Below are 17,842 nucleotides of genomic sequence, written 5' to 3' on the forward strand. Positions count from 1 at the left end.
CTCCCCCCCCCGCCCCCATCCCCCCCACCCCCCCTCCCCCCCAGCCCCCCTTTGTAAGGGGGGAGAAAGGGGGGAGAAAGGGGGGAGAAAGGGGGGAGGAAGGGGGGAGAATTAACTCAAAGTCCCCCTTTTTAAGGGGGATTTAGGGGGATCAAACATGATGTTTAACTATCACAAAATTTGATTTTTGTCAATCTCCGGCTTCACCCAACAGGCAACTTTGTGGCCGGTTCCGACAACTTCCAAATCCGGATCTTCCTCGAAACAACGGTCGATCGCGTACCGGCAGCGGGGGGCGAACGGACAGCCCTTCGGATAGTCGGTCAAATCCGGGGGAATCCCTTCGATCGCGGGCAACGTTTCTCCCAGGTCGCGATCGGGTCTTGGCAGGCTTTCTAACAGCCCGATGGTGTAGGGATGGCGGGGGGTATTGTACAGTTGAGAAACGGGGGCTTCTTCGACAATTTGACCCGCGTACATCACCAAAATGCGATCGCTCAGTCCGGCCATAAGTGCGAGGTCATGGGTAATCCAAATCACCGCCATGCCGATCTCTTTTCGCAACTCTTTGATCAAGTCAACAACCTGGGCTTGGACGGTGACATCGAGGGCGGTGGTCGGTTCGTCCGCTATCAATAATTGCGGGTCGCAAGCCAACCCCATCGCGATCATCACCCGCTGCCGCATCCCGCCCGAAAATTGGTGCGGGTAGCTACTCAGTCGCCGTTTTGCGTCGGAAATTCCAACTTTTTCCAATAGCGCGATCGCCCGTTTTTCCGCCTCAGTTTGGGTCAGTCCCAAATGGAGTTTGATCGACTCCGTGATTTGCTTGCCGACGGTCAGAACCGGATTTAAGGAAGTCATCGGATCTTGGAAAATTAGGGAAATTTTGTTGCCCCGAATGTGGCGCAATGTGGCGCGATCGCATTTGAGGAGATCCCGATTTTCAAACCGAATTTCGCCCCCCGAAATCTCCCCCGGCGGCGATGGAATTAACCGCAAAATCGACAGCACGCCGACACTTTTTCCCGAGCCCGACTCCCCCACGATTCCCACCGTCTCCCCCGGATGGATGTCGTAGGAGATGCCGTTGACGGCCCGCACCACCCCATCGGCGGTGACAAAGCGGGTTTCTAGGTTGCGAACCTGAAGCAGTGGGGACATGGCTGGGGTTGAACCTGGGGCGAGAGTGACGGGGCGATCGCGACTTCCTTACTATAGACGATTTGGGCCGGTCGGGTTCGGTCAACTGGTGGCCACCGAATCGCCGTTTTCGGGGACGGGATTGGCCTGGGGCGCGATCGCATTTTTTTCGAGGGCCGCGGCGAGCCACTTTTCGAGTCCTGTCGCGGCCCGCCCATGGGAATGATAACTCTGTAATTTCACCGATAGACGCGACAGTGTTTTCAGTGTATATTTAAAATCGGCTCAACTGATCCGTAAAAAGGAGGATCATCCGTCCTCATTAAGTTCGAGACAATTGGACATCGTAAATCGTGACGAAGTTTGAAATGTCCGGAGCCGGCAAAAGCCCGCACATTTAAATTGACTCGCGAAATGCGATCGCACTCCCGGCCGCCATCCGATTCACGAACGGCCCGAATCCACGGGGGTGGAAAATTTTCCAATCCCCTCGAACCCGATTCACATCTCAACTCCAAGATGAACCAATTGAAATCCCATCGCTTGTGGATACCATTCACAGCAATTTTAGTCTTGTTGACCGGGCCAGCAGCGCTCAATTTTTCACTCTCAGAAGCCGCAGCGGAGTCATCAAAAATATCGAAAATATCCCATTTTTCGACTCAAAGCCATTCAGAAAATACCCGGATCGCCCAACTGCAGCCGGGGCGAAAAGTTTGCGTCGTGGGCGATCGCGTCAACGTCCATGAAATGCCCGATCTGGAATCAGAAGTCCTCCAAGTTTTGCGGTACGGCGCGATCGTGGAAATTGCCGCCGGCGAACCGGTGGATGAGTGGGTTCTGATCGGCTCTCCCATCCGGGGTTGGATTGCCCTAGAATATCTGGCCGACGGATGTTGAGCGATCGCCCCGTCTATTTTCCCCTATTAACCTCGTTAAATACCTGCGATATGTCTGAAAAAAAAATGGCGAATAAGATTCAATTTGTGCCCATTTTAAACGCCAAAAAGCTGGCGGGCTCCCTGATGATTTTGCTGTCTCTGGGGATTCAAGGCAATGCTTGGCAAAAGCCGGTGGCCAGGATGCAGAATCCCAAATTTCCCATGCAAGTGCAGGTGGTCAATCAAACCGAGTATCAGTTGGATTGCGATCTGACCGATATTTCTCCAGATACAGTTCCCCAAACATTGCCGGCTAACGAAAAACTCAATTTGAGTTTGGAAGATGTGGAGGTAAATATTTCGGTCAGCCACACCGACCAAAACTTGCCGGACACATCTCCTCACTATTTCCAATTTGAATTCGTCCCCAACTCGGAGGACTCCCTCACCGTCATCGTCAACCAAGCTGCAGGACCGGACTTGCTCGGAGACGATATGGGACAAGTCATCGACATCCAGCAGAGCGGCGCAATTTTCGTCTATTAAAGAGGCAAAAAAATCGAGATGTGACGGATAATAGATAAAATCAGCGTCCCCCAATACGGCTTTTCTTACGCCCCCAAAAACCGGGGGCGATCGCATCAACTCTGCCCGACACAAATTTGACCAAAAATCAGGGGTGTATCATGTCATTACCAACCGATCCGCTGTTCAAAGAACAATGGTGGCTATTGAATACCGGCCAAGGCGTTACCAACAACCCAGTTGAACCCGGAACGCCGGGAATTGACCTCAACGTTGTCCCCCTCTGGCCGACCTACACGGGTCGAGACGTCAAAGTTCAGGTGATCGATAATGGTGTCGATGCCGACCACGAAGACCTGGCTCGAAACTACGACAAACGCATCGATCAACCCGAGAATATCGGTAGCGGTCCGCTGCCCGAACCGGGAGGAGATAACAGTCATGGAACCAACGTAGCCGGGGCAATTGCCGCCGCTCGTAATGGTATCGGCACGGTCGGCGTCGCTTATGAAGCAACCCTCGCCAGCTTCAAATTGACTGACAGTATTACCAGTCTAGAGAGTGCAGTCAACTTTGACGTTTCCAGCAATAGTTGGGGCGGGTCTACTCACTTTGAGCTTCAAGAAAATGGGAACTTCAAGGAATTGCCGACCCCGGGTTCGGCAATAAACTATGCCGTCACCGACGGACGAGACGGACTCGGAACGGTCTTCGTTTGGGCGGGAGGAAACGAACGCGACGAGGTTAATAAGAACCTGCCAGAAGAAGAACGACGGGGCCGAAATGTCAACTCCGGCAATGATGAAAATAACCGTCATGTTATTGCTGTGGCCGCGATCGATAATAACGGAGTGGTTGCCGATTACAGTAATCCGGGAGCCCCCTTATTAGTTTCCGCCTTTGGAGAAGACGGCAGCATCGTCACCACCGATCGCACGGGTGATGTCGGCAAAAATCCCGGCTCCGCTCCGAACTTGGTCAACATCAACTATAATAATCGCTTTAATGGGACATCTTCGGCGACGCCGATGGTGTCCGGTGTCGTCGCGTTGATGTTGGAAGCGAACCCGAATTTGGGTTATCGAGATGTACAGGAAATATTGGCCTATTCCGCCCGACAAACCGACCCGACAAACCGAGCCCAAGAGGAGTTTAACTACAGTAACGATACCTGGACGTTTAACGGTGCGATCGACTGGAATGGCGGCGGACTTCACATCAGCCACGATTACGGTTTTGGGTTGGTGGATGCGACGGCGGCTGTGCGGTTGGCAGAAACCTGGGAAATGCAGCATACCGCAGCCAACGAAACGGTCCAGGAAGCGAGTTTATCTTTGCCCTCCGAGGGTTTGGAAATTCCCGACAATCAACCCGACAATCCCCTGATTCAAACCTTCACTATTTCTGACGGAATTGATATCGATAAAATCGAACTCGACATCGAGATCGAACACGGACAATTTCAGGATTTAGTTGTCACCCTCACTTCCCCCGATGGGACGGAAAGCGTTTTGCTCGATCGCGTCCCCTACTCGACCCAGACGGACGATGGAGATACGGGTTTTAAAGGCGATTCCCTCGATTACACGTTGACCAGTTCCCGTCACTGGGGAGAAACCGGCGCGGGAGTTTGGACGTTAAGTGTATCCGATAATAGCGACGAAAACGACCCGGAAAACACGGGAGAAGATGAAACCAGCGGGAACAATATCGGTCAACTGCTGGGGGCAACTTTGAGAGTTTATGGCGATGAAATAACGGCGGACGATACCTACATCTACACCAATGAATTCGCCAGTTTTACCGACCCTGACGATTTCAGAAAAACTTTAACCGATACCGACGGAGGGATCGACACGATCAACGTTGCCGCGATTACAGATCGCGTCAATCTCAACCTCAATCCCGGCGAATTTAGCCTCTTGCCCGGGCGCAATTTGACCGAAAATTTTTTGCCGGAACAACCGTTATATCTGGCAGAAAATAGCGAGATTGAAAATGCTTTTTCGGGAGAAGGCAACGATACGATCGTCGGAAATGATGCCGACAATAAACTCGATGGCGGTCGGGGTGAAGATGAGTTGTACGGCAACGAAGGCGACGATACTTTGGTCGCCAATGGGGGCGACATTCTCGAAGGGGGTGCGGGAAGCGATCGCTATGAATTGGATGCCCATACCGCCGGAGGCACAATGATTGATGACGCCGAAGGGGTGAATACTATCATCCTAGAAAATGCAATGCTTCCCGATTTTGCTAAGGATGATGATGGCGATGATGGCGATGATGGCGATGAAAACTACTTGTTAGAAGATATAAGAGGTCTGGCAAAACTGGATGATATCCTGTTTATCGACCTCAACGCCAACGGCCAGATCGACTTCAGAAATGATATCACCATCTTCAATTTCTTCGACTCAGAAGGCAGTAATTTTGACCGGGTTGGCAACTTGTCCGGGGATCAAATTGTCGAATTTTTCGATAACTTGCCCGCCGACTCGCAAGAAACCGGCAACCTGGTTTTTGTTCCCTCGGCCGGCGAGCCTTTGAATGGCGTACAAAACTTTATCTTTGCCGATGAGGGGACGAATCTGCCCTTAGAAGGTCGGGACGAAGGGGATTTGATCGCCGGAAATGTCCTCGACAATATTCTCGTCGGCGGGGGTGGAAATGACGAACTGTTTGCCGACGCCGGGGATGACTTCCTGAGTGGCAATGGTGGCAATGATTATCTCGAAGGTGACGGCGGAAATGATACCCTATTTGGCGGTCAAGGTGACGACGAGTTGCTCGGAAATGAAGGGGTCGATCGCCTCTCCGGAGATGGGGGATTTGATGCGCTCTTTGGGGGAGAAGGCAACGATATTTTATCCGGCGGCCGGGACGACGACCGACTCTTCGGAAATGAAGGGGACGATCGCCTCTTTGGGGATGAAGGCCGCGACACTTTAGAAGGGGGTACCGGCAACGACAACCTCGATGGGGGGACCGGCAACGACGAACTCCGGGGCGCGCGCGGCAGCGATACCCTCGCGGGAGGCGGCGGCGCCGACAGCCTGTTTGCGGGTGCGGGTCATGACTTCTACCTTCTAGAAGCGGCGACGGCCGGCGGTAGCTTGATTGAAGATGATGGCGGTAACGATGCTTTGGTCATTCAAGGAGCGGCGTTGGCGATCGGTTTCAACCCCGGACAAATTGGCGTGACGCGGGGGGGCGAATTAAATACCGAGTTGTGGGTAGACCTCAACGCCGATGGCATTTTCAACCCGTCAACCGATTTACAAATTATCGATTTCTTCAACAACCTCGAACCCGGAACCGGTTTCATCGAAACCGTCGGAAATCTCACCGGACAAAACATTTTGCAAGCCTTCCCCGTACAAGGCACGACCGGACCCGATCAACTGATCGGCACGGATAATGATGATACCTTCGACGGACTCTCCGGCGACGATACCCTGTACGGCAATGCCGGCAACGATACCCTGATCGGCAACTCTAACGACGACAATTTACAGGGGGATAACCCCGAATTTATCAGCGAGTCGGAGGGCGCAGTATTCCGGGGGACACCCGTGGGAAATGACAGCCTTTTCGGCGGAGATGGGAATGATACGATGTTTGGGGGGGCGGGGGATGATACCCTCGACGGTGGAGATGGTGACGAAGATTTTGCGAACTATGAAAATGCTCTCAATGGGGTGTTTGTTGACCTGAATACTGGCATCGCTTCCGACGGTTTGGACGGGACGGATACTTTAATTCGGATTGAGGGTGTTTACGGTTCGGATCGGAATGATACTTTAATCGGCAGTGCGGCCGATGAATTTTTGAATGCCCTCGAAGGGGGGGCGGATATTCTGCAAGCCGGCCTGGGAAATGATGAATATCAGTTAGATGCGGGAATATCGGGAGGCAGCCAAATCTTTGATGAGGGGGGCGAGGACACTCTCGTTATCGCCAATTTTGATGAGATTTATGTTGACCGGGAGGGGACAACCCTGATCCTAAATTTCTCATCTGAGGATGGAAATACGCCGGATGAAACGATCCAAATTTTAAACCATTATGCCGCAGATGTTGGAGATGAAGCCGGTGTCGGATTCATCGAAAATTTTCTCGATTTTAATGGAGAACCATTGGATTTTTGACCGGCTCGGATGCAAGCCGGATCGCCCCATCTCCATCGCCAGACGGGGGGCAGTTCGCCCCCCATTTCATCACTCGGGAATTACCCCGAAAAATACCCCGTATCCCGGCAACTCAACGGTATTGTCGTACCAGCGGTTGAAGAAATCCGCCTCGTTGGCGTCAACGCATTCCGGATAGGCGGAAACGTCGAAGTGCACCACCATCGGACTCAAATTGAACACGCACAGCAGATGCTGTTCCTCGCAGCGGCGCTCGATCGCCACCAGCGGTTCCGGGGTGTCGAGTAACTTCAGATTTCCCCACCGCAACGCCGGCTGTTCCCGGCGCCATTTGATCAGGCGGCGGTATTTATTTAACAGGGAAGTCCGCTTTTCTTCCTGGCGGTCCACCGCGGCCGGCAGGTGCTCTTCCGGTATCGGCAGCCACGGTTCCTCCGCCGTCGTGAACCCGGCATTCTTCGCCTCTTTCACCCAGGGCATCGGCGTGCGGGAACCGTCCCGGCCTTTGATCGCCGGATAACCCGCCAACCCGAACGGATCTTGCATTTTTTCAAAGGGGATTTCCGCCTGGGTCAGACCCAACTCGTCCCCCTGATAAATGCAGCAACTCCCCTGCAGCGACAGCAGCAAAGCGACGAACATATGGTCGAAAGCTTCTTGGGTGAAAGAGTCTTCGATCAAAAACTCCAGCCACCGGGACTTGAGGCGGGGAAAATCGTGGGTGCCACCGGTCCAGCAAATTACCCCGTTGCCCAACTTCGCCTCCACCGTCTCGATAATTTCCCGCAGGCGATCGTAACTGAGGGGCTCGTTGCTCATCAACGAGGAATTGTAGGCCATGTGCAGCCGCTTGTCCCCCGCCACATACTCGCCGGAGGTGCCGATCGCATCTTCGGCGGAACTGATTTCGGCCAGGGTCGTCGTCCCCGGATAGCCGTCCATCATTTCGCGGATCGGTTCGAGTAATTCCAAGGTTTCCGGCTGACAGAAATTGTAGAGGTTAATTTGGTTAAAAAACGGGTCGTTGGCGCCGGCCCCCGCCGGACGCCCGATGTGGTCGGGGCGGGTGGGGTTGTCCCGCAATTGGCGATCGTGGGTGAGAAAATTGATCACGTCCAGGCGGAAGCCGTCCACGCCCAAATCCAGCCAGAACCGGCCGACATCTAAAATGGCTTCGACCACTTCCGGATTGTACCAGTTCAGATCCGGCTGTTCGGCGAGGAAGTTGTGCAGATAATACTGTTGCCGCTGGTCTTCCCAAGTCCAGGCGCTGCCGCCGAAGGTCGCCAGCCAGTTGTTGGGGGGGGTGCCGTCCGGTTTCGGGTCGGCCCAAACGTACCAGTCCGCCTTGGGGTTGGTGCGGTCCTGGCGGCTTTCCAGAAACCAGGGGTGCAGGTTGGAGGTGTGGTTCCAAACCTGGTCAATGAGCACTTTCAGATCGCGATCGTGGGCCTGTTGCAGAAGTTCTTTGAAATCCTCCAACGTGCCGAACATCGGCTCGACGGCGCGATAATCCGAAATATCGTAGCCGAAATCTTTCATGGGGGACTTGTAAAAGGGCGACACCCAAACCGCATCCACGCCGAGGGAGGCGATGTAATCCAGCTTTTGGATGATGCCTTGCAGGTCGCCCACGCCGTCCCCGTCGCTGTCCATAAAACTGCGCGGATACACCTGGTAAATGACGGCGTAACGCCACCAGTCGTGAGACACGGTGGGGTTTTGAACGATCGCCGTTTGATCGATAGTCGGTAAATGTGTCATAAGTGTTATCAGTTCTCCTTGGGCATCAGAAAAAGGAATCGGGAACCGGGAATCAAGAATCGGGAATCGAGAATCGGAAAACGCGAAAGGAAAGGTAGGCTGTGTAAATACCGAGCACCTATTACCTATTACCTATTACCGACTCCCGACTCCCGACTCCCGACTCCCTTCCCTCAAGACAGGGGCAAATTGGCAAAAAACACGCCGAAAGGCGGCAACTCCAGACGATCGCCGATTTTGTGGAAGTCGAAGCCCAGATTTTGCGCCGGGTCGCAGGCGCCGTATTGCTTGAGTTCGTAAACGATCTTCTCGTTGCTGATGTTGAACAGGCACAGCAGGCGCTGTTCGGCGTATTCGCGGATAAATCCGAATAGGGGGTCGTCCGTATCCAACAACTCGAAACTGCCCGCAATTAGAGCCGGTTGCTGTTTGCGCCAGTGCAGGAGGCGGCGCCAGGTGTTGAGGTGGGAGTCGGGATCTCGGTTCTGCACGTCTACCGCCAGGGAAACATGGCGCTTGGGGATCGGCAGCCAGGGTTTCTCCGCCGGGGTGAAGCCGCAGTTGGGGGCATCGCCGACCCAGGGCATGGGGGTGCGGGAGCCGTCCCGCCCGGGCACCATCGGATAGAGGGCTTTTCCGAAGGGATCTTTGATTTCGTCTTCGGGGATATCCTTGGGAATTTGCGCCTCCGGCAACCCCAGTTCGTCCCCCTGGTAGAGGCAGAACGCCCCCGGCAGGGACAGCAGCACCGCCGCCATCATCTGGTAGAATTCGGCGGTGTAGGGTTGGCCGTTGATGTCGGTTCCCGTCCAGCGCGATCGCAACCTTCCGTAATCGTGGTTGCCCACCATCCAGCACTGTCCGCCGTGGGTGAAATGCTTCTGCACGCGCTTCATGGTGCGGCGCATCAGGTCCGCCGTCATCGACTCGTCGATCAGCAGGGCGCTGTTGTAGGTCATGTGCAGGCGATCGCGGCCGTCAACGTACTGGCTGGAGAGTGCCACCGAATCCTCGCACAGCGTCACCTCCCCCAGCGTCACCACGCCGGGATACTGATCCACCAACTCCCGGATCGGTTTGAGGAGATCCAGGTTTTCCGGGCGGCAGAAATTGTACTTGAACTCGTAATCCACCATCGGGTTGTCCGGATCGACCCCCTCCGGTTGGGGAGCACCTTCGGGGCGTGGCGGGTTGTCCCGCAGTTCGGCATCGTGGATGTAGAAGTTGACCGCATCCAGGCGGAACCCGTCCACCCCGCGATCGAGCCAAAATTTAGCCCGCTTCAAAATCGCGTCCACCACGTCCGGATTGTGCCAGTTCAACTCCGGCTGGCTGGGCAAAAAATTGTAAAAGTAATATTGCTCCCGGTGGGGGTCCCACTCCCAGGCGCTTTTTCCCATGAACGCCGACACCCAGTTGTTGGGCGGCGAACACTCGTCGGGACTGTCGGCCCAAACGTACCAGTCCGCCCGGGGATTGTCCCGGCTTTTGCGACTTTCTACGAACCAGGGATGTTTGTGGGAAGTGTGGTTCCAAACTTGGTCAATGAGTAGCTTGAGTCCCAAACTGTGGGCGACATCCAGCAGGGTATCGAAATCGTCCAGACTCCCGAACAGGGGATCGACATCAAGCATTCCGGTGACGTCATAGCCGAAATCGTCCATCGCCGCCTCAAAAATGGGACACAGCCAGATGGCATCGACGCCCAAGGAGGCGATGTAGTCCATTTTAGAGAGGATGCCCTGCAGGTCCCCCACACCGTTGTGGTCGGAGTCCATGAAGCTCCAGGGGGAGACTTGGTAGATGATGGCGTGCTGCCACCAGGCGCCGCTGTGGCTGATTTTGTGGGAGTCTTCCCAAGTCCAGGCCCGCCGGTTGATGACGGGGTTGCGCCACCAGGGTTTGGCGGCTGTAGCCCGCTTCAATTGTTCGGGGGTGTCCTTCGATTCTTTTTTGCGAAACGCAACCATAATACAATTTATCCTTCTGTCAATGCTTCAAAGCCCGCCACGATGTCGAGCAGTTCGCCGGTGATGGCACTCTGGCGTCCGCGTCGGTACTGAGAATTGAGATCCGATAGCCGTTCCCGAATGTTCTTTTCCGCCGCCTGCATGGAGGAGAGGCGACTGGCATTTTCGCTGGCCAGAGATTCGGCGAAAGCGCGATACAGGGAAACAAATAAATAGTCTCGAATTAGGGCAGAAAATAGGGGTTGCCAGTTCATCGTGAAGGTGGGCTCGGCGGAAGTCGGCCAGGGCCGGTCTTCCAACTGTCGCAGCCACTCGGGATCGAGGGGCAACAATTGCAGGTAGTGGGGTTCGTAGGAGGCGCTGGAGGTGGAACGGTTGTAGAACAGGATGATTGTGTCTACCTGTTGATTTGACCGCCAGTTTTCGATCGCCAACAGGATGTCCCGCACCATTGCGGTGATGCCGGTGACGGAACTGGGGACGGAAAATTGTTCTTCGATGGATATTCCGTTGGCTTCCAGGGAGGGGGCGACCCGGGCGCCGACGGCGGCAACGAAGGCCTGTTGGGGATCGATATTCATCGCCGCCAATTGTTCGGCGACGTGGGCGACAATTTGTTCGTTGAATTGACCGCACAACCCTTGATCGGACCCGAAGACGATCGCCCCCGTCCGCCGTGAGGGGGTGCGCGTCGCGAGGGTGGAGACGGGAATAAAAATATCCCCGGCAAAATACTGCCGTTTGAGGGCGATCTGCAATCCCATCTCCACGGTGCGGTTGTAGTCCGTCAGGGATTCGACGGCTTTCTCGTACTGGCGGATACTCACCGCCGCCAGGGCTTTCATTGTCTTGACGACGGACTGCAGATCTTGAACGCTGCCGATTTGGGCTTTAAGGGCTTCCGTTGTCGCCATTGTCCTCCTCCTCCTCTGGTGCGCTCAACTCGTCGATCGCACCCTTGCAAACCTCCCCCAGCCGTTCCCAGGCGTCGGTATCCAGGCTTTCCCCGTCGGAGATGCGATCGCAAATTTCGGGGCACTCCTCCCGCGCCGCCTGACTGACCGCATCTTCGGCCTCCGAGACGCGATCGAGGGGCAGATCGTCGAACCACCCCCGACTCACCGACAGCAAAATCGCGATTTGGGCGGAAACCGATCGCGGTTGGGATTCGGGCTGTTTCAACACTTCCCGCACCCGCCGCCCCCGGGTGAGGGTCTGTTGAGTGTCCTCGTCCAACTGGGTCCCGAACCGGGCGAACACCTCCACTTCCTGAAATTGGGAATAGGACAGGCGCAGGTCCCCGGCGATATCTCGATAGGCGGACAGTTGGGTTTTTCCCCCCACCCGGGACACGGATTTTCCCACGTCCACGGCGGGCAAGATCGCCTGTTGGAACAGGTCCGGAGACAGGTAAACCTGACCGTCCGTGATGGAAATCAGGTTGGTGGGGATGTAGGCGGAAATGTTCTGGGCCTGGGTTTCCACGATGGGGAGGGCGGTCAGGGACCCCCCGCCGAGTTCGTCCCTCATGTGGGTCGATCGCTCCAACATCCGGGAGTGGATGTAGAAGATATCCCCCGGATAGGCTTCCCGACCGGGGGGGCGGCGCAGCAGCAGGGAGAGTTCCCGGTAGGCCCAGGCGTGGCGGGTGAGGTCGTCGTAAATCACCAAGACGTCCCGACCCCGTTCCATGAAAAATTCGGCCATCGTGGTCGCCGCGTAGGGGGTGACGTATTGTAATCCGGGGGGATCTTCCCCCGCCGCCACGACGACGAAGGTGTAGTCCATCGCACCCCGATCGCGCAGTTGGGCGATCACTTTGGCGACGGCCGCAGACCGCTGGGCGATCGCGCAGTAGACGCAGATCACGTCCTTTCCCCGCTGGTTGAGGATGGTGTCAATGGCGATCGCGGTTTTTCCGGTCTGGCGGTCGCCGACGATCAGTTCCCGCTGGCCGCGGCCGAGGGGCACCAACGCATCGACGACCTTCAACCCCGTCTGCAGGGGCACCTTCACCGGGGCGCGGTCCATGATAGCCGGGGCGTCCCGCTCGATGGGGCGGCGTTCTTCGGTTTCCAGGTTTCCCCCGTCGTCGAGGGGGCGACCCGTGGCATCCACGACCCGCCCCAACAGCGCTTCGCCTACGGGGATGTCCATCACCCGCCCGGTGCGGTACACTCTCGCGCCGGCTTCGAGGTGTTCGCTGTTCCCCAACAGGATCGCGCCGATGCGGTCGGCGTCCAAGTTGAAGGCGATGCCCAATAAATCGCCGGGAAATTGCATCAATTCCTGGGATTTGATATGGGGCAGGCCCGAAACCGTGGCGATGCCGCGATCGACGGATCGGACGGTCCCCACCTCTCGGGTCTGGATGCGGGGGCGATACCCGTCCAGGACGCGATCGAAGGCGGAAAACGTCTCGTCCAGGACGGCTGAGTGTAGGGATTCGCGATTTTCATTCATGCCGAATTGAGAAAAAAGATGTGCCGATTATTCCGACTCTGCGTCGATAAAGCGAGTCACCTGGGCGAAAATGACCGGTTCTCCCTCATACTCCGCCTCGATTTTCCGCTTCAGATCCAGATCCCAGGTCAGGTCGTACTCTTCCTCAAATTCCGCGGCGATGAACTGGCGGACTTCTCCGGTGATCTGGACGGTCTGATCGGCGATAATCTCTTGGGGCGGTTCGTTGACCGTGATGACGAGGGCCGTATCTTCGCCCAAGCCCGTTTCTGTTTCCTCTAGAAGGTAGACACCCTGACCCAACATTTCATCGACATAACCCGTCACCGTGACGGTTCTGCCGATCAGTTGGTCCGTTTCCTCGATCACTTCTTCCAGGGAAGTCACCGTCGTCACGCCTTCGGTGTCGTCGGGGTCGGTGAGGGTTTGTTGGGGGTCTTGATTGTTGAAATTGTCGCAGGCGCCGAGGAGTCCGGCGAGGGACAAGACCGCGACGATTCCCGCCCCTTTCAGGGGTGTTTTTAGCTTAAATTTTGTGTTCGCCATTTCGGCAAAACCTCCTTGTATTGATTTTCAGTCCGGGATAATAAAGTTTGCCGATTATTCGGTTTCTACGACGCGAGTCACCTGGGAAATGACCACGGGTCGTCCTTCGTATTCGGCTTCAAGTTGCCGTTGCATTTCCAGATCCCATGTCAGGTTATAATCCCGCTCGAATTCCGCGATGATAAACTGGCGCACTTCTCCGGTCACTTCGACGACTTGATCTTCGGCGATGGGTTGGGGCGGGTCGCTGGCCATAACGACAAGGATGGAATCTTCGCCGAAAATTTCCCCCTGTTCTTCGAGTCGGTAAGTCCCCGGTCCGACGATTTCTTCGACTTCCCCAGTCACCGTCACGGTTTGGCCCATCAGTTGTTGGGTTTGCTCGGATACTTCTTCGAGGGAAGTCACCGTTTCCACGCCGGGGCTGTTGTCGGGAGGGGTGAGATCCTGTTGGGGCGCGGTCGCCTGTTCGTTGTAGCCGTCGCAGGCGCCGAGGAGTCCGGCGAGGGACAAGACCGCGATCGCACCGCCGCGTTTGAGCATCGTCATAGAATTACGTTTGATGTGATTAACCATATTGGTAAAAACCTCCTTTAATAAGGATTTAAAGGGAGTTTTTTGGCGGGTGAAAATTATCGTTTCACCCGCAAACCCTACTTACCAGTGTATGGATGTCCCTCGCGATCCACATCCATCCAAATGCGTAAGTATCGCGGCTATATCGGTTTGATTTTGAAATCGAAAAATAGCCCCGGCTGGCGACCGGGCAAATCCCCCCTACCCGGAGGCGGGGAAATGGCCGTTAGATGCGAGGTTCGCCGACAATTTATCTTCTACGTTTTGGAGGTATCGGTCGATACTCCAGGCGATTTCATGCCCTCCGATTTGCAGCTCTATCCCGCAGATAGGATGGTCTGAGCGGTGGAATTTTACCCGATTTTTGTTGTTAATTAATCCCTTAAATTTCAGGTGGTGTACGATCTGCTCTTTCTCCGTTTCCGGTATCTCGAAACTGCTGCGGACGGTCAGGATTTCGTCGGTTTCCGCCAGGGCGCGGTCGAGGGCTTGTCGCCGTTTCGGGTCGATCTGTTGCAGAGATTTGAGGAAAACGGCAATCATCTGCCGTTCGAGGTCTTCGTTTGCCAGATCCCGCAACGTGCGCCGGACGATCGCCCGGGTTTTCTCGATCGCCCGCCGTTGCAACCGTTCTTCGGCCTCTTCTTCCGGCCTGTCTTCCCGCGATCGCCGTTTTTCAATTTCCGCCTGCAGGCATTCCGACAAACGTTCTTCTAAACCTTCGATATAGTGATTCAAACTCCAACCGATTTCGTAGCCGGCGATCTGAACTTCGATACCGCAGATTAAACGGGGCGATCGCTCGAAGAAAACGGGGATTTTATCTTCGATTTCTTCCGGAGATTCCGGGCTGTTTCCGTTCAATTCGGCGGATTCTTCCGCTTCGGAGGCGAGAGACAAATCTCTGTCTCCGGTGAGATGTCGTAATTGCTCGAAGATGCTGTTTTTGGTGTCCTCCGGGATCTCGAAACTGCTGCGGACCGCGATCGCTTCATCCGAGCGATCGAGGGACTCCCGCAGTTGCCGTTTCTCCTCATCGCCAATCCCGTCGAGGCGGCGTTGAAATTGCGCGATCGCCTGTTTCTCCAAATCCGTATCGGCGATTTCCCGCAGGGCACCCCGCGTCATGTCGTAGAGGTGGCGGACTGTCTGATTCCGCAGGGTGTCGAAAAAGAGGGACTGCTGGCGGCGGAGCCCCTGTCGCCACTCCCGCTGCTGGCGATCGACGTCCCGGCGGGCCTCTTCCAGCCACGTTTCCCGCTGTTCCCGGGTTTCCCGCTTCACCTCCGACCTCAAAGCAGAACGGCGATCGTCCAATTCTCGCCGCCGTTGCCGGTAGGTTTCCGCCTCCCGTTCCGCCTTTTCTCGCGCCTGCTGCGCCTCATCCCACCGAGATTGTATCCGGTTTTGCCGCTTCTGTATCGTGCCGACAATCGGTTTGTACAGGAACTTTTGCAGCAAAAACACCAGGATGACAAAATTGACGATCTGCGCGACAACTGTAAACCAATCGATCAGCATCTAAATTATCCCCCCCCTTGATTCAAAAAGTGATTCCAAAACGGATTGGCAAAAATCAGAATCATCGACACCACAAAACAGTAAATCGCTGTCGATTCGATCAGCGCCATCCCCACAAAAAGCGTCCGGGTAATTGTATTGGACTGATCCGGCTGCTGCGCCAGAGCCCGCATCGCATTCGCCAGGGCCAAACCTTCCCCGATCGCGGGTCCGATCGCCCCCAAACCGATGCAAATTCCCGCCGTAAAAATTGAAACTAAACCGACTAAACCGAGATTATCCATAATTCAATTTTTTGACTCCTGAATTGACTATTTAGATGGGGTGTGGGGTGTGGGGATGGGAACTTCCTTTTCATCATAATTTCAAGGTTTTTCCCCTTTCCGGAACTGTAAACACGCGATCGCGATACCTGCGATAATTTTTGTGTCAGGTTTCGCGCCTCAGCCGCACCGACTCCCGACTCCCTACTCCCTCTCCCGCCGCTGCTGTTCCCGCATTCCCGAGGCGATGTAAACAATTGCCAAAATCGCGAAAACGTAGGCTTGGATGACTCCCACCAAAACGCCGAATAACCGCATCAAAATCGGGAAAAAGAGAGGTGCGATCGACAACAAAATTGCCACCAACAGCGCCGTACTCATCACGTTTCCGAACAAGCGGATCGCCATCGCCACAGTCCGGGAAATTTCGCTGATAATTTGAAATGGTAGCATGAACGGGGACGGCTCGACAAAGTGCTTGAGATAGCCCTTAAATCCGCTGTTTTTAATCCCAAAATAGGGGACGGCGACGAACACGCATAGCGCCAACCCCGCCGTCGTCGAAAGGGAACCCGCCGGCGACTCATAAACTGGAAAAATCGTCAGCAAATTCGCCAGAGTAATAAATAAAAACAGGGAACCGATCAGCGGCATGAACGGATGGGGATCTTTTCCCGTCGCGTCCCGGATCTGATCCCGAATCCCGCTGACAATAATTTCCAGCCCATTTTGCCAGCGCGACATCTGCGGTTCGACGGATAATTGGCGGGATACCCACCAGGAAACACCCACCAAAATCGCCATCACCAGCCAAGTATAGACGATGGTTGCGTTGAGGGTGACGAAATTCCACTGCCAAAAAATAATATTGTCGGGACTGATATTCATCGATCCGGTATTTCCTCATTCCAAACTATCCGTCATCAACTGCCGTTTCGGCCCCCAATAGCGCGTCAAAATCGTGCGGGCGACGATGAATCCCACCAGGCCGGCGATCGCCCGCTGCCAACTCCCGTTCATGACGATAAAAAAGCCCAATAAAACGACCGCCATCCGCCCCAGCAGACTGCCGATAGTCAGCCGCATCGGCCAAGCCGTCGTCGGCAACTGACGCACCGTAATCCACAAACTGCCGAAGTAAAAACCGCCCAATAAACAACCCGCGATCGCAGCCAAAACCAACAACCAAATATTCTCCATTTCATCCTCCTTTTTAATTTAAAAAATTAACCCACTATTTCGCCGTATACCCCCCGTCAATCACCAACTCTGAACCCGTGACAAACTTCGACTCATCCGACACTAAAAACAACGTCGCATAGGCAACATCCAGAGGTTCCCCAATTCTCCCCAGCGGATAAAGTTGGCCGATTTCCTCCTTAGAAGCCTGCCGTTCCTGCGCCCCGTAATCCGCCATTTCCGTATCAATAATACTCGGATGAATAGAATTCACCCGCACCCCTTTCGGCGCCAACTCCACCGCCGCATCCTTCGTCATCGTGCGGACAGCCCCCTTCGTCGCCCCATAAAGAGACTGACGCGCAACCCCGACAATCCCCGCCGTCGAGGACAAATTAACGATCGCACCCCCACCCCCTTCCACCATCCTGGGCGTACAATGTTTCATCCCCAAAAACACCCCCAGGGCGTTCACATCCATCAACTTTCGCCACTCTTCCACCGTCGTTTCCGTCAGTTCTTTATACAACAACAACCCAGCATTATTAACCAAAACATTCGGATAACCGAACGCATCTTCCACACCGTCGAGAACCCGTTCCCAGCCCTCCTCATCGGCGACATTGTGGGCGAAAAACTGCGCCTTCCCCCCCGTCTTTTCAATTTCCGTAACCGTCTCCCGCCCCCGACTCTCATCAATATCCGTGACGGCGACATTCGCCCCTTCCAAAGCCAATAAAATCGACGTAGCGCGGCCGATCCCATCGCCGCCCCCCGTCACCACCGCAATTTTATTATCAACTCGTCCCATAACCTTTCTCCCAGTTCGATAATTTTCGATTGCAAATCTTTCCCAATCT

16 protein-coding genes are annotated in these 17,842 nt (G+C 55.1%); 3 read left to right on the plus strand and 13 right to left on the minus strand.

Translation table 11 applies throughout. From position 1 onward, the window contains the following. Positions 1-171: 171 nt before the first annotated feature. Both AC0QHF_RS04300 and AC0QHF_RS04305 read right to left on the minus strand, forming a co-directional pair. Positions 172-1,164 carry an ABC transporter ATP-binding protein gene (locus AC0QHF_RS04300; protein ID WP_324702951.1) on the minus strand — a complete coding sequence of 331 codons (993 nt, stop codon included), beginning with the start codon at positions 1,162-1,164 and terminating at the stop codon, positions 172-174. 81 nt (positions 1,165-1,245) lie between these two features. After that, positions 1,246-1,386 (minus strand): hypothetical protein, encoded by a 141-nt coding sequence (locus AC0QHF_RS04305; RefSeq protein WP_324702952.1) that lies wholly within the window; start codon positions 1,384-1,386, stop codon positions 1,246-1,248. A gap of 276 nt (positions 1,387-1,662) precedes the next feature. On the opposite strand from AC0QHF_RS04305, the gene AC0QHF_RS04310 reads away from it, so the two are divergent. The 3 genes from AC0QHF_RS04310 to AC0QHF_RS04320 all read left to right on the plus strand — a co-directional run bounded on the left by AC0QHF_RS04310 (position 1,663) and on the right by AC0QHF_RS04320 (position 6,700). Further along, on the plus strand, positions 1,663-2,043 hold the full coding sequence (locus AC0QHF_RS04310; RefSeq protein WP_324702953.1) for an SH3 domain-containing protein: 381 nt from the start codon (positions 1,663-1,665) through the stop codon (positions 2,041-2,043). A 50-nt stretch (positions 2,044-2,093) separates the two neighbouring features. Continuing rightward, on the plus strand, positions 2,094-2,570 hold the full coding sequence (locus tag AC0QHF_RS04315) for a hypothetical protein (RefSeq protein WP_324702954.1): 477 nt from the start codon (positions 2,094-2,096) through the stop codon (positions 2,568-2,570). Positions 2,571-2,710: 140 nt separating this feature from the next. Next, complete coding sequence (locus AC0QHF_RS04320) at positions 2,711-6,700, plus strand: S8 family serine peptidase (RefSeq protein WP_324702955.1); 3,990 nt, start codon at positions 2,711-2,713, stop codon at positions 6,698-6,700. 69 nt (positions 6,701-6,769) lie between these two features. Here the strand turns inward: AC0QHF_RS04320 and AC0QHF_RS04325 are convergent, their stop codons facing one another. From AC0QHF_RS04325 to AC0QHF_RS04375, 11 genes are all read right to left on the minus strand, one after another. Continuing rightward, entirely contained in the window at positions 6,770-8,464 is a 1,695-nt protein-coding gene (locus AC0QHF_RS04325) for an alpha-amylase family glycosyl hydrolase (protein WP_324702956.1), read from the minus strand. A gap of 173 nt (positions 8,465-8,637) precedes the next feature. After that, entirely contained in the window at positions 8,638-10,434 is a 1,797-nt protein-coding gene (locus AC0QHF_RS04330) for an alpha-glucosidase family protein (protein ID WP_324702957.1), read from the minus strand. Between the two features lie 8 nt (positions 10,435-10,442). Then, positions 10,443-11,348 (minus strand): F0F1 ATP synthase subunit gamma, encoded by a 906-nt coding sequence (locus AC0QHF_RS04335; RefSeq protein ID WP_324702958.1) that lies wholly within the window; start codon positions 11,346-11,348, stop codon positions 10,443-10,445. Further along, positions 11,326-12,897 (minus strand): alternate F1F0 ATPase, F1 subunit alpha, encoded by a 1,572-nt coding sequence (locus AC0QHF_RS04340; RefSeq protein WP_324702959.1) that lies wholly within the window; start codon positions 12,895-12,897, stop codon positions 11,326-11,328. The genes AC0QHF_RS04335 and AC0QHF_RS04340 overlap by 23 nt, the downstream gene beginning before the upstream one ends. A 27-nt stretch (positions 12,898-12,924) precedes the next feature. Then, a complete protein-coding gene (locus AC0QHF_RS04345; RefSeq protein WP_324702960.1) occupies positions 12,925-13,443 on the minus strand; it encodes a hypothetical protein in 519 nt (172 codons plus the stop codon). 54 nt (positions 13,444-13,497) lie between these two features. Continuing rightward, positions 13,498-13,992, minus strand: coding sequence for a hypothetical protein (locus tag AC0QHF_RS04350; RefSeq protein ID WP_324702961.1), 495 nt, complete (start codon positions 13,990-13,992; stop codon positions 13,498-13,500). Between the two features lie 228 nt (positions 13,993-14,220). Further along, positions 14,221-15,540 carry a F0F1 ATP synthase subunit B family protein gene (locus AC0QHF_RS04355; protein WP_324702962.1) on the minus strand — a complete coding sequence of 440 codons (1,320 nt, stop codon included), beginning with the start codon at positions 15,538-15,540 and terminating at the stop codon, positions 14,221-14,223. 5 nt (positions 15,541-15,545) lie between these two features. After that, positions 15,546-15,824, minus strand: a complete 279-nt coding sequence (locus AC0QHF_RS04360; protein ID WP_324702963.1) for a F0F1 ATP synthase subunit C — start codon at positions 15,822-15,824, stop codon at positions 15,546-15,548. A 183-nt stretch (positions 15,825-16,007) separates the two neighbouring features. Beyond that, positions 16,008-16,691: a F0F1 ATP synthase subunit A gene (locus AC0QHF_RS04365; RefSeq protein WP_324702964.1), complete on the minus strand. Its 684-nt coding sequence runs from the start codon at positions 16,689-16,691 to the stop codon at positions 16,008-16,010. Between the two features lie 15 nt (positions 16,692-16,706). Next, positions 16,707-17,003, minus strand: coding sequence for an ATP synthase subunit I (locus tag AC0QHF_RS04370; protein ID WP_324702965.1), 297 nt, complete (start codon positions 17,001-17,003; stop codon positions 16,707-16,709). 34 nt (positions 17,004-17,037) lie between these two features. Beyond that, positions 17,038-17,793 (minus strand): SDR family NAD(P)-dependent oxidoreductase, encoded by a 756-nt coding sequence (locus tag AC0QHF_RS04375; RefSeq protein ID WP_324702966.1) that lies wholly within the window; start codon positions 17,791-17,793, stop codon positions 17,038-17,040. Positions 17,794-17,842: the final 49 nt, after the last annotated feature.

Source organism: Lyngbya sp. CCY1209 (assembly GCF_055795065.1).

What these genes read in the sequence shown, in the direction of transcription:
- AC0QHF_RS04300 (WP_324702951.1), bottom strand. Translation starts at nt 1,164, where the DNA reads ATGTCCCCACTGCTTCAGGTTCGCAACCTAGAAACCCGCTTTGTCACC.
- AC0QHF_RS04310 (WP_324702953.1), top strand. Translation starts at nt 1,663, where the DNA reads ATGAACCAATTGAAATCCCATCGCTTGTGGATACCATTCACAGCAATT.
- AC0QHF_RS04315 (WP_324702954.1), top strand. Translation starts at nt 2,094, where the DNA reads ATGTCTGAAAAAAAAATGGCGAATAAGATTCAATTTGTGCCCATTTTA.
- AC0QHF_RS04320 (WP_324702955.1), top strand. Translation starts at nt 2,711, where the DNA reads ATGTCATTACCAACCGATCCGCTGTTCAAAGAACAATGGTGGCTATTG.
- AC0QHF_RS04325 (WP_324702956.1), bottom strand. Translation starts at nt 8,464, where the DNA reads ATGACACATTTACCGACTATCGATCAAACGGCGATCGTTCAAAACCCC.
- AC0QHF_RS04330 (WP_324702957.1), bottom strand. Translation starts at nt 10,434, where the DNA reads ATGGTTGCGTTTCGCAAAAAAGAATCGAAGGACACCCCCGAACAATTG.
- AC0QHF_RS04335 (WP_324702958.1), bottom strand. Translation starts at nt 11,348, where the DNA reads ATGGCGACAACGGAAGCCCTTAAAGCCCAAATCGGCAGCGTTCAAGAT.
- AC0QHF_RS04340 (WP_324702959.1), bottom strand. Translation starts at nt 12,897, where the DNA reads ATGAATGAAAATCGCGAATCCCTACACTCAGCCGTCCTGGACGAGACG.
- AC0QHF_RS04345 (WP_324702960.1), bottom strand. Translation starts at nt 13,443, where the DNA reads ATGGCGAACACAAAATTTAAGCTAAAAACACCCCTGAAAGGGGCGGGA.
- AC0QHF_RS04350 (WP_324702961.1), bottom strand. Translation starts at nt 13,992, where the DNA reads ATGACGATGCTCAAACGCGGCGGTGCGATCGCGGTCTTGTCCCTCGCC.
- AC0QHF_RS04355 (WP_324702962.1), bottom strand. Translation starts at nt 15,540, where the DNA reads ATGCTGATCGATTGGTTTACAGTTGTCGCGCAGATCGTCAATTTTGTC.
- AC0QHF_RS04360 (WP_324702963.1), bottom strand. Translation starts at nt 15,824, where the DNA reads ATGGATAATCTCGGTTTAGTCGGTTTAGTTTCAATTTTTACGGCGGGA.
- AC0QHF_RS04365 (WP_324702964.1), bottom strand. Translation starts at nt 16,691, where the DNA reads ATGAATATCAGTCCCGACAATATTATTTTTTGGCAGTGGAATTTCGTC.
- AC0QHF_RS04370 (WP_324702965.1), bottom strand. Translation starts at nt 17,003, where the DNA reads ATGGAGAATATTTGGTTGTTGGTTTTGGCTGCGATCGCGGGTTGTTTA.
- AC0QHF_RS04375 (WP_324702966.1), bottom strand. Translation starts at nt 17,793, where the DNA reads ATGGGACGAGTTGATAATAAAATTGCGGTGGTGACGGGGGGCGGCGAT.